Raw genomic sequence first — 10,328 nt, 5'->3', positions numbered from 1 at the left:
GCTCTGCGCCGAGAGTGCACGCAAGGCATCTGCCCCGGAACCGAGGATGGCCTGGGCGAACGGCAGCAACACATGGCCGGCCTGGGTCAGCTTCACCCCGCGCGGCGAACGGTCCAGCAGGCGCTGCTCGAGGTCTTCTTCCAGGCGGCGCAATTGCATGCTCACCGCCGCCTGGGTGCGCGACAGCTTGAGCGCCGCGGCGCTGACGCTGCCGGCTTCGATCACTGTGACGAAGGTGCGCAGCAGGTTGCTGTCCGGATCTCGCACTATAAGAATTCCTGAATCAAGGATAAGTATTATCAGCTTATACGCGGTGCTGCGCTTTGTTTAGCATAGGGCTCGAGAATCAATGGAGCGGGCCCATGAACGACAACAGCGCAGCGCTTCAAGCTGCTGCATTGACAGCCGAACAGTCGCAGGCCGCTGGCCCTCGGGCGGTGACCCGGACGCCGCTATTTGCCGCCGGGCTGGCGCTCGCCGCGATGTTCAGCATCCAGTTCGGCGCGGCCCTGTCGGCGCCGGTGATGGCGCTCTATGGCGCGTCCAGCACCACCTGGTTACGCCTGTGCCTGGCGGCCATGGTGCTGGCGCTGGTGGTGCGCCCGCCGCTGCATCGCTATGGCCGCCAGCAGTGGCTGATTGCCCTGGCCTTGGGTGCGGCGATGGCCTGCATGACCCTGAGCTTCTTCGCCGCCCTGGAGCGCATTCCGCTGGGCCTGGCGGTGGCCATCGAATTCCTCGGCCCGCTGGGAGTGGCCGTACTCGGTGCGCGCAGTGCCGTGCAGCTGATCTGGCCGCTGCTCGCCGGCGGCGGCGTGCTGTTGCTGGCGCGTCAGGGCGGCGCGTGGAACGTCGACGGCCTGGGCCTGCTGCTGGCTTTTGCGGCCGCCCTCGGCTGGGCCAGCTATATCCTCCTGATGAAAAAGGCCGGCGCCCAGTTCAAGGGCCTGCAAGGCCTCAGCGTGTCGCTGCTGGTGGCGGCCGTGCTGGCCACCCCCTTGGGCCTGTCGGCCAGTAGCGCGGCGCTGTCCCTGCAGCAGCTCTACCTGACCGCGGGGCTGGCGCTGCTGGTGCCCCTGCTGCCCTATGTGCTGGAGCTGACCGCGCTGCGGCGGATGTCGACCGCCGCCTTCGGCATTCTGATGAGCGCGGAACCGGCGATCGGCGCCCTGGCCGGCTTTGTCGTGCTGCAGCAGTCGCTGAGCCTGCTGCAGTGCCTGGGCACCCTGTGCGTGGTGGCGGCGAGCATTGGCGCGCTACTGCATGGCGCTCGCGCCAGCGCCACCAGCCAGGGTCAGCCCTGAGGCTCAGAACAGATTCTCAGGCGAGCAGGGGGCGGAAGAAGCTGCGCTCGTAACTGATGATGCAGCGCGTGTCCTGGGCGTATTGGAACGCCGCCTGACAGTCTGGATCGCTCTGCGACTTGAGCCGATAGTCCTCATACAACGCCAGGCTGGGGAAGCTGAACAGGGCCAGGGCCAGGTTATTGGCCCCCTCCGACGGCAGGAAGTAGCCGTGGTGCTGGCCGCCGAAGCGCTCTACCAGTGGAATCCAGAGTTTTGCGTAGTGCTCGAATTCCTGCAGCTTGTAGGGATCCAGGGTATAGCGCAGATAACAGGTCACCATCTAAAGAAGTCCTTGTCGGCCAGGAGGATGTTTACACCAAGCGCCCTAGGCGCATGGCGCGTTATAACAGGACCGCCAGCGCATTGCCTAAAGGCGCAGCAAGCCTGTAGCTACTGCAACGCCCGCCCTCGATCATCCAGCGGCTCTGCGCCTGGCGCAGGCGCTAGCTGCGCGCCGCGGCCTCGGCCCAGTTGCCGGTCTGCAGGCTGTACGGCGAATAGCCCTGGAATTGCCAGCGCAGGGCCAGCGCCGCGGGGCGGCGCACCAGGCGCTCGACCTGCAGTTGCCAGAGCCGCTCGGCGCCCTGGAAGGCCTGAATCTCCGGGCCCTCGAGAATCAGCCGGGTACTGCCGGATAGCTGCAACAGCTCGCCCGTGGCGAAATCGATCAACAGCAAGCCGGCCCGCGGGTTGAGCAGCAGATTGCCGAGGGTATTGAAGTGCAGGTTGCCGGCGAAATCGGGGAGGGTCAGGCAATCGCCCTCGACCCGGATAAAACCGGCCTGGCCGCCACGGTGGGAGACATCCACGGCGCGGCTACCGTCCTGATGTTCGATATAGCTGGCGACGAAGCAGGTGTCGGCGCCGGCGATCAACGCCCGCGCGGCCTGATCCAGGCCATCCAGGCGCTCGGTCTGCGCTGGCGTGGAAGGCGCTGCGGCGTGGCTAAATTCGTATTGGCGCAGCTGGATATATTTCGGGCAGTTGCCGAAGGCCTGCTCGACCTCGAGTGTCAAACCCTGCTGGTCGGCCTGGCGGATATGGCCGTTAAGGCGGTTGCGCCGCCGCGTATGCAGCTCGATGCCGAGCAGGCCGACAGCGGCGCCCGCGGATAGCGCGGCGGTGGCCGGATCGCCGGCCTGCAGGCGGCTGTCCAGGCGCAACAGACGGGGTTCGGGGGAATGGGCAAAACCCGGCGCGCCTTCGACCAGGCTGGCCCAGGGACGGCCCTCGGCATCCACGCTGCCGAGCAGGACGAAGGGCAGCTGGCGGTAGAAGTCACGGTGCTGCTCGGGCATATGGTCGCGGATCACCTTGCGCCCGAACGCCTCCATTCGCTCGGCCACGCCGGTGCGTTGCTGCAGCTGCTGTTCGCCGGCATGCCAGGGTGAGGCAGTGGGATCGACAGGGGACATGGTTATGGACTCCGCGCAATCAAGGGCAGAAACCCGGCCTGCGGCTGCAGGCCGGGGCTGGCGTCAGGCGCTTTGCAGGCCGACGGCCGTACGTTGCATCGGCACGAAACCGGGCAGGGCCTCGATGCGGCTCAGCCAGGCGCGCACCTGGGGGTAGTCGGCCAGCGACACATTGCCTTCCGGGGCATGGGCGATATAGGTGTAGCCGGCCACATCGGCGATAGTCGGCTCGTTGCCGGCCAGGAAGTGGCTATGGCCCAGTTGCTGTTCGACCAGCTTGAGCAGGGCATGGGAACGGGCGATGACCTCCGCGGCGTTATAGGGCGCGCCGAATACCGTGATCAGCCGTGCCGTGGCCGGGCCCGCGGCGATCTGCCCGGCGGCGACCGACAACCAGCGTTGCACCTTGGCGGCGGCGAGCGGCTCGGTCGGCAGCCAGCGGCCCTTGCCGTACTTCTGCGCCAGGTAGACCAGGATGGCGTTGGAGTCGCTGAGCAGCGTGCCGTTGTCGTCGATCACCGGCACCTGGCCGAAGGGATTGATGGCGAGGAATTCCGCCTGCTTGTGCGCGCCCTTGGCCAGGTCGACGAATACCAGTTCGGTCGGCAAGCCCAGCAGCGAGAGCAGCAGTTCGACGCGGTGGGCATGGCCGGACAGCGGGTGGCGGAAGAGTTTGATGGCGGTCTGCGACATGGTCGGCTCCAGAGCAAGTTAACTGACTCAGCGGCGGCTTGGCGGGCTGCCAGGCTGGGGCCGCGCTGATGGCAGCCATAGTCCGCTCAATCTGCAATCGGCAGAATCGCCATAAATGGCAATCCTTTATTTCAGCTGCTGCAACAAAGTGCGTTCAGGCAGATGCAGCAGGCGTAGCCCGGATGCAATCCGGGGCAGGGCAGGTGAGGGGCGCTGCCTTAGCGCAGCGCCGGGTGCTCGCGCAGGCGGGCCGCGGCGAAGTCGACGAAGCTGCGCACCCGCGCGGCGGCCCGGCGCCCCTCGCGGTAGAGCAGATACACCGGCAGCACCGGCGGCTCGAAGTCGTGCAGCACGCGGCTCAGGCGGCCCTGTTCGAGCAGCTCGTGCACCTGATAGCTCAGGCAGCGGGTCAGCCCGGCGCCACGGCACACGGCGGCAATGGCCGCCTGGTGGGTGGCGCAACTTAGGCGTGGCTGGAAGGCAATGCTGAGCAGGTGGTTCTGCTGCTGGAAGCGCCATTCGGGCAGGCGCGTGTCGGCCGTGCAATGCAGCAGGCGGTGCTGGATCAGATCCTGCGGCCGCTGTGGCGTGCCGTAACGGGCCAGATAGGCCGGGCTGGCGCAGACCACCCGGCGGATGCTGCCGACCTGGAGGGCGAACAGGGAGGAATCGGGCAGCTTGCCGACCAGTACGGCCACGTCCACGCCTTCCTCATGCAGGTTGGGCACGTGCTCGAGAAAGCGCGCGACTATCTGCACCTCGGGGTAGGCATCCAGATAGTCCAGCAGAATCGGCGTCAGCAGCTGTTGGCCGAACAGCAGCGGCATGGCCAGGTTGAGCCGGCCGCGCGCCTGCCCATGCAGGCCGCTGGCCGAGGCCTCGGCTTCCTCGACCTCCTGCAGGATGCGCCGGCAGTCGCCGGCAAAGCGCTCGCCGGCGGCGGTCAATTGCACCCCGCGGGTGCTGCGTTCGAGCAGGGCTACGCCGAGGTGGCTCTCCAGGGCGGCGATGGCGCGGCTTACGCTCGGCGCGGACATCTGCAAACGCCGTGCGGCGGCGGCCAGGCTGAGGTCTGCGGCCACGGCCTGGAACACGCGCATGGCATGCTGGCGATCCACGGTCTCAGGCCTGGCGCCGTGGATTGAGCGCCGGGTCCCGGCCCAGCTGCGCGGCGCAGAAATCGACAAAAGTGCGCACCTTGGCCGCTACCTTGCGCCCGCCCTGGTAGACCACATGGATGGGCAGCGGCGGCAGCTCGAAATCCTCCAGCACCAGCTCCAGCTCGCCGGCCGCCACCTGACTGGCTACCTGGTAGGACAGCACCCGGGTCAGGCCCCAGCCCAGGCTGGCGGCATTGATCGCGGCCTGGTTGGCGGTGACGATCAGGCGCGGCTCCAGGCGCACGCCGATCGGCCCGGCGGGGCCGGCGAACTGCCAGTCGCTGACCAGGGCGCTGCTGGCCGACAGCACTATACGTTGCTCGCGCAAGTCGTCCGGATGCTGCGGCCGACCCTGCTGGGCCAGGTAGCTGGGCGCGGCGCAGATCACCCGCCGTACCTCGCCGACCTTGACGCTGTGCAGGCCGCTGTCGGGCAGGTTGCCGATGCGCACCGCCACGTCTATGCCCTCGTCGAGCATGCTGACCACCCGGTCGACCAGCAGCGCCTTGATGTTGACCGCCGGGTGCTGCTCCAGGTAGTCGACCACTATGGGGGTGACGTACAGCTCGCCGAACAGCACCGGTGCGGTGAGGCACAGCTGGCCGCGGGCGCTGGCGTGGCTGCCGGCGACGGATTCCTCGGCTTCTTCCAGTTCGGCGAGGATGCGCCGGCAGTCTTCCGCATAGCGCTGGCCGGCCTCGGTGATATGCACGCTGCGCGTGGTGCGGGCCAGCAGCAGGGTGCCGATGCGCTCTTCCAGGGCCGCCACGGCGCGGGTCACGCTGGGCGGCGACAGGTTCAGGCGGCGCGCGGCGGCGGCGAAGCTCTGCGCCTCGGCGACGGCGAGAAACACCTGCATTTCCTGGAATCTGTCCATCGAGCGGCTCCTGTGCACGAGGCAGGAGTCTGGACGATCAATTGCATTTTCTGCAATAGAGCTGGCTCGGTAACGTGGATTGTTCCTGCTTATGCGGCGTAGCCCTTACTCGGTCTGTCGCACCTGGTTGCGCCCGCCCTGTTTGGCCGTGTAGAGGGCGCGGTCGGCCTGCTCCATCAGCTCGCTGGCGGCGCTGCCATTGCTGCTGGCGATACCGGCGCTGAGGCTGACGCTGAACTCGCAGCCGGCGGCGCTGAAGCGGATGGCGGAAAACTGCTGGCGAATCTCATCGAGGATGCGCAGGGCCTGCTCGGCCGAGCAATCGGGCAGCACCGCGAGGAATTCCTCGCCGCCATAGCGGCCCAGGCTGTCGATGCGCCGCAGGCGCTGGCGCAGCAGGTTGGCCAGGGCGCGGATCACCGTGTCGCCGACCCCGTGGCCATGGGTGTCGTTGACCCGCTTGAAGTGGTCGATATCCAGCATCACCACGCTGACCGGCTTGCCGCTGCGCAGGGCGCGCTCCTGTTCGAGGAGCACCTGCTCCTTGATATCGGCGTGTTTCAGCAGGCCGGTCAGGCTGTCCCGCGCCAAGGCCTGGCTGAGCAGGCGCGCGCGCTGGGCGCGGGCGAATACCGTGGTGATCAGGCGGTTGTCGGAGATCGGCTTGGCGATAAAGTCGTCGCCGGCCTTGATCAGCGCATTCATCTGCCGGGCGATATCGGTTTCCGCCGACAGGTAGATGATCGGCACGCGCAGCCAGTCGTCATTGAAACGGATGATCTGCGCCAGTTCCGGGCCCGCATAGTTGGGCATATTGATGTCCAGCAGCAGCACTTCCGGGTTGAAACTGGCCATGGCGTCGAGAATCTGCGCCGGGTCGTTGAGCACGTCCACCCGCATATTGGCGCTGCGCAGCACCAGGCTGTAGCGGCTGGAGAGGTCGCGGTCGTCGTCGACTATCAGCACCCGGTAGGGCTCGCCGTGCTGCTGGGTGAAGCAGCGCTCCAGGCGGTTTTCCAGCTTGGCGATATCCAGGGGCTTGCCGAAGAAGCCCATGGCGCCGGCGCGGGCGGCCTGCAACTGGGTGGCGAAGTCATTCTGGGTGGTCAGCACCAGCAGGGGCAGGGCGCTCTCCAGGTTGTGGTTGAGGGCGGTGGCGTAGTCCAGGCCGGTCTGGCTTTCATTGGGCAGGTTGACGTCGACGATCAGCGCGTCGGGCAACTGGAGCGCGATGGCGGCATCCAGCTCGGCGATGTTGCTGAAGTGCGCGGCCTGGTAGCCGAAGGTATTCAGGGTCAGGCGGATGTTCTCGCCTATGCCGAGGTCATCCTCGAGGATATAGATGACCCGCGCCTCGACCTCGGGGCTGTGTTTGGCGGCCTTGCGCCGGCTCTTCTGCGCCGGCGCGGCCTCGACCTGGGCCTGGTGTGGCTGCTCGGCCAGCTGTTGCAGCTGCTGGATAAAGTCCTGCAGACCCTGCTGCCGCTGCTGCAGGCTGTCCAGCCAGTGTTGCGCCTGCTGCTCCAGCGCGCGGGCGCGCTGGCCGAGGTCGGCGAAGCCGAAGGTGCCGGCGCTGCCGGCCAGTTTGTGCAGCTGGTCGCGCAGCTGGCCGAGCAGCAGCTGGCTCTCGCCATCGCTGGCCTGCAGCAGCTGCCGGGCTTGCGCGGCGAGTGGCGGCAGCTCCGCCTGCAGGCGCTGGGCAAACTGCGTGCTGAGCTGCCGCAGATGGGCCTGCAGCTGCAAGTGCGCCTGGTGTTTATCCATGGCGCTGGTCCCAGATGGCGCGGATCTGTGCGGCCAGTTGCATGGGGTCGAAGGGTTTGACTATCACGTCGCGGGCGCCCAGGCGGCGGTACAGTTCGATCTCGCTGGGCTGCACCTTGGCCGTCATAAAGGCCACCGGAATCTCCCCGATATCCACCAGTTCGCGGAGTTTCTCCAGGGTTTGCGGGCCGTCCATGCCCGGCATCATCACATCCAGCAGGATAAAGTCGGGGGCGAAGCCCTGTACCTGGTCCAGGGCTTCCTGGCCGGACATGCAACTCAAGACGCTGAAGCCGCCTACCACCTCCAGGGCGACCCTGGCCACGGCCTGGATCGAGGGGTCGTCTTCCACATGCAGAATGCGTCTGAGTTCAGGCATCGGGAGTCTCCTTGGCTGGCAGCAGGCGCGCCAGCACGTTGAGGAAGTGTTGCGTATCGGTACGGGATTTGGCCAGTGCCGCTTGCACCAGATTGAGCTGCTCGCTGCTCAGTTCCACCGAGGACAGCGCCACCACCGGCAGGCCGGGGTATTGCCGATGGATCTCCTCGATCAGCTCCAGGCCATTGCCGTCGGGCAGGCTTAGGTCTAGCAGAACCAGGTCGAAGCCGCCCTGGGCGAGGATCTGCCGGGCCTGGGCCAGGCTGCCGGCCGGAATAAAGTCGGCCAGGGCGCGGCCCTGCTCGGCTATCACCCGGTGCAGGTCGAGGTCGTCTTCGACATGCAGCACCCGGGGCTTGCTGGGCAGGCCGTGCAGGGCGCGCTGCAGGCTGTCGATCAGGCGTTGCGGGTCGATCGGCTTGGCCAGCCAGTCGATGGCCTGGAATGCTTCCTGCGGCAACTGGCCCGCCGCGCTGGCGGCGCCCAGCACCAGGATCGGCAGGCGGCGGCTGGCCGGGCTGGCGCGCAGTTCGCGCAGCAACTGCAGGCCGTCGCCGTCCGGCAGGTCGAGGTCGAGGGTCAGCGCGGCCACCGGCTCGCTGGCCAGCAGGGCGCGGGCCTGCTCCAGGTTGTTGGCCTGCAGCACCCGGTAACCGGCGCGCTGCAGCAGGTGCTGGAGCAGCCGGGCGATGCTCGGCTCGGCTTCTACCACCAGGATGCTGGCGGGCGTGGGCAGGGGGTTGGGCGCGGGGCCGTCCTGCAGCGGCAGTTCGAACCAGAAGGTGGCGCCCTGGCCTTCGATCGAGTCGAAGCCGATCTGCCCGCCCATGCGTTCGATCAGTTCCTTGCTGATCGCCAGGCCCAGGCCGGTGCCGCCTTTCTCGCGGTGGTCGCTGCTGTCGGCCTGGGAGAACTTCTCGAAGATGCGCCCGCGGAAGTTGGCCGCGATGCCCACGCCCTGGTCGCTGACGCTGACCCTGACCTGCTGGTCGCGCAGGGTGCTGTGCAGGCGCACCTGGGCCCCGGCGGGGGAGAATTTGATGGCGTTGGAGAGGAAATTGGCCAGCACCTGCTGCAGGCGCATGGCATCGGCGCGCACCCACAGCGGCAGGCAGGGGGCTTGCACCAGCTGCACCCGATGCTGCGCGGCGTAGGCCTGGTTGCTGCGCAGGCTCTCGTCGAGTTGCCCGGCCAGTTCCAGGCTGCGCAGCTCGAAGTTGACCTTGCCGGCCACCAGTTTGTCCATGTCCAGCAGGTCGTTGATCAGGTGGTTGAGGCGCGCGCTGTTGTGCTGGGCGATCTCCAGCATCGGCCGCAGCGCGGCGGGCACCTCGCCGAAGGCGCCGCCATTGATCAGGCCGAGGGAGCCGGCGATCGAGGTGAGCGGGGTGCGCAACTCGTGGCTGACGGTGGAGACGAACTCGTTCTTCATCTGCTCCAGGCGCTTGCGCTCGGTCAGGTCCATGCAGGTGCCGCTGACCCGCTGCAGCTTGCCCCGCGGGTCGCACTGCAGGAAGCCGCGCAGCAACACCGGCACGGCATGTCCGTCGCGGTGCAGCAGGCGGCATTCATGGGCCATATAGCGCTCCGCGGCGGCGCGGGGCTGGCGCAGCAGGTGATTGATCCCCATGCGGTCATCGGGGTGGATCAGGCGCACCCAGCTTTTCAGCGGTTGATCGCGATTCTTCGGCGTATAGCCGAGCATCTGCCAGGCCCGCTCGGAGGCGAAGAAGTGCTTGGCCCGCAGGTCCAGGTCCCACCAGCCGTCGTTACCGCCCTTGAGCACCAGGCTCAGGCGCTCTTCGCTGCGGCGCAGTTCCTGCTCCTGCTCGCGCAATTGCGCGGTGCTCTGCTTGGCCAGGGCGACCGCCTGCTGCTGGCTCTGCGACAGGCTGCTGGCGAGAAAGAACAGCAGCAGGCTGATGGTGCTGCCGAGCAGCAGCAGGCCGGCCTGGCCCTGGGCGAAGCTGTTGGCGAAGCCGGGTTGGCGGTAGAAATTCAGGGTCCAGCTTTGCCCGAACAGCTGCAGCTGTTGTTGCAGGTCTGCCGCTTGGCGCGGGTCGACCCGCCGCTGGCTGGCGAACAGCAGCTGCTCGGGCTGGCCCGGGGGGTTGGCGAGCAGGGCGAAATCGAGCTGCAGTTCGGCGCCGCCGAGTATGTCGCGCATCAGGTCGGTGACCCGGTAGGGGCTGTAGACGAAGCCGCGCAGGGCGCGCAGGCGTTGCTCCGGGCTGTCCAGGGGCTGCCCGGGGCGGTAGATCGGCACAAACATCAGCAGGTCGGCCTGCACCTCGCCGTGGGTCGCCTGAAGCAGGCTGGTCTTGCCGCTGAGCTGGGTCTGCCCGCTGCGCGCGGCCTCCAGCATGGCGGCGCGGCGGGTCGGTTCGGCCAGCATGTCGAAGCCGAAGGCGGCCAGGTTGCGCCCGGCGAAGGGCTCCAGGTAGAGCACCGCGCTATAGCGCTCGCGCGCGCCGGCGGGGTGCACCCGGAAGTCGGCGAAGCCCTCGGCGCGCACCCGGGCCTCGAAGCTGGGCAGCTCGTCAGGCTGGATGAGCTGGCTGAACCCCACGCCCTGCACGCCGGGGTAGTTTTCGGCCAGATCCAGGCGGCGCACATAGGTGGCCCATTCCTGGCGGTTGACCCGTTCGCTGGCGTCGAACAGCCCGGCCGCGCCGAGCAGCACCTGGCGATGGT

General features: G+C 67.7%; 9 protein-coding genes and 1 pseudogene. 1 reads left to right on the top strand and 9 read right to left on the bottom strand.

The annotated features are described in order from the left end of the window. A partial coding sequence (locus tag Q8Q83_RS11085; RefSeq protein ID WP_305623682.1) for a LysR family transcriptional regulator occupies window positions 1-267 on the bottom strand: 267 nt, incomplete at its 3' end. 95 nt (window positions 268-362) lie between these two features. Here Q8Q83_RS11085 and Q8Q83_RS11080 point away from each other — a divergent pair. Further along, complete coding sequence (locus Q8Q83_RS11080; RefSeq protein ID WP_305623681.1) at window positions 363-1,304, top strand: DMT family transporter; 942 nt, start codon at window positions 363-365, stop codon at window positions 1,302-1,304. Window positions 1,305-1,320: 16 nt separating this feature from the next. Here the strand turns inward: Q8Q83_RS11080 and Q8Q83_RS11075 are convergent, their stop codons facing one another. From Q8Q83_RS11075 to Q8Q83_RS11040, 8 genes and pseudogenes are all read right to left on the bottom strand, one after another. Then, the gene (locus Q8Q83_RS11075) at window positions 1,321-1,626 is read right to left on the bottom strand and encodes an NIPSNAP family protein (RefSeq protein ID WP_305623679.1); all 306 of its coding nucleotides are present in this window, start codon (window positions 1,624-1,626) and stop codon (window positions 1,321-1,323) included. Window positions 1,627-1,795: 169 nt separating this feature from the next. Further along, window positions 1,796-2,761: pseudogene (locus Q8Q83_RS11070) on the bottom strand (pyridoxamine 5'-phosphate oxidase family protein); the annotation flags it as partial. 63 nt (window positions 2,762-2,824) lie between these two features. Continuing rightward, window positions 2,825-3,454, bottom strand: a complete 630-nt coding sequence (locus tag Q8Q83_RS11065) for a glutathione S-transferase family protein (RefSeq protein WP_305623677.1) — start codon at window positions 3,452-3,454, stop codon at window positions 2,825-2,827. Between the two features lie 218 nt (window positions 3,455-3,672). Further along, a complete protein-coding gene (locus tag Q8Q83_RS11060) occupies window positions 3,673-4,572 on the bottom strand; it encodes a LysR family transcriptional regulator (protein WP_305623676.1) in 900 nt (299 codons plus the stop codon). A 4-nt stretch (window positions 4,573-4,576) separates the two neighbouring features. Then, window positions 4,577-5,491, bottom strand: a complete 915-nt coding sequence (locus Q8Q83_RS11055; RefSeq protein WP_305623674.1) for a LysR family transcriptional regulator — start codon at window positions 5,489-5,491, stop codon at window positions 4,577-4,579. A gap of 105 nt (window positions 5,492-5,596) precedes the next feature. Beyond that, on the bottom strand, window positions 5,597-7,255 hold the full coding sequence (locus tag Q8Q83_RS11050) for a diguanylate cyclase (protein WP_305623672.1): 1,659 nt from the start codon (window positions 7,253-7,255) through the stop codon (window positions 5,597-5,599). Beyond that, window positions 7,248-7,634 (bottom strand): response regulator, encoded by a 387-nt coding sequence (locus tag Q8Q83_RS11045; RefSeq protein WP_305623670.1) that lies wholly within the window; start codon window positions 7,632-7,634, stop codon window positions 7,248-7,250. Before Q8Q83_RS11045 ends, Q8Q83_RS11050 begins: the two co-directional genes overlap by 8 nt. Then, entirely contained in the window at window positions 7,627-10,317 is a 2,691-nt protein-coding gene (locus Q8Q83_RS11040; RefSeq protein ID WP_305623684.1) for a CHASE domain-containing protein, read from the bottom strand. Before Q8Q83_RS11040 ends, Q8Q83_RS11045 begins: the two co-directional genes overlap by 8 nt. Between the last annotated feature and the right edge of the window lie 11 nt (window positions 10,318-10,328).

Origin of the sequence: Pseudomonas sp., from assembly GCF_030696055.1 — a bacterium.
Classification (GTDB): Bacteria; Pseudomonadota; Gammaproteobacteria; order Pseudomonadales; family Pseudomonadaceae; genus Aquipseudomonas.
This window is presented reverse-complemented; position numbering and strand designations above follow the sequence as displayed.

Coding starts and splice junctions, on each gene's coding strand:
- Q8Q83_RS11055 (WP_305623674.1), bottom strand. CDS start 5,491: ATGGACAGATTCCAGGAAATGCAGGTGTTTCTCGCCGTCGCCGAGGCG.
- Q8Q83_RS11065 (WP_305623677.1), bottom strand. CDS start 3,454: ATGTCGCAGACCGCCATCAAACTCTTCCGCCACCCGCTGTCCGGCCAT.
- Q8Q83_RS11045 (WP_305623670.1), bottom strand. CDS start 7,634: ATGCCTGAACTCAGACGCATTCTGCATGTGGAAGACGACCCCTCGATC.
- Q8Q83_RS11080 (WP_305623681.1), top strand. CDS start 363: ATGAACGACAACAGCGCAGCGCTTCAAGCTGCTGCATTGACAGCCGAA.
- Q8Q83_RS11075 (WP_305623679.1), bottom strand. CDS start 1,626: ATGGTGACCTGTTATCTGCGCTATACCCTGGATCCCTACAAGCTGCAG.
- Q8Q83_RS11050 (WP_305623672.1), bottom strand. CDS start 7,255: ATGGATAAACACCAGGCGCACTTGCAGCTGCAGGCCCATCTGCGGCAG.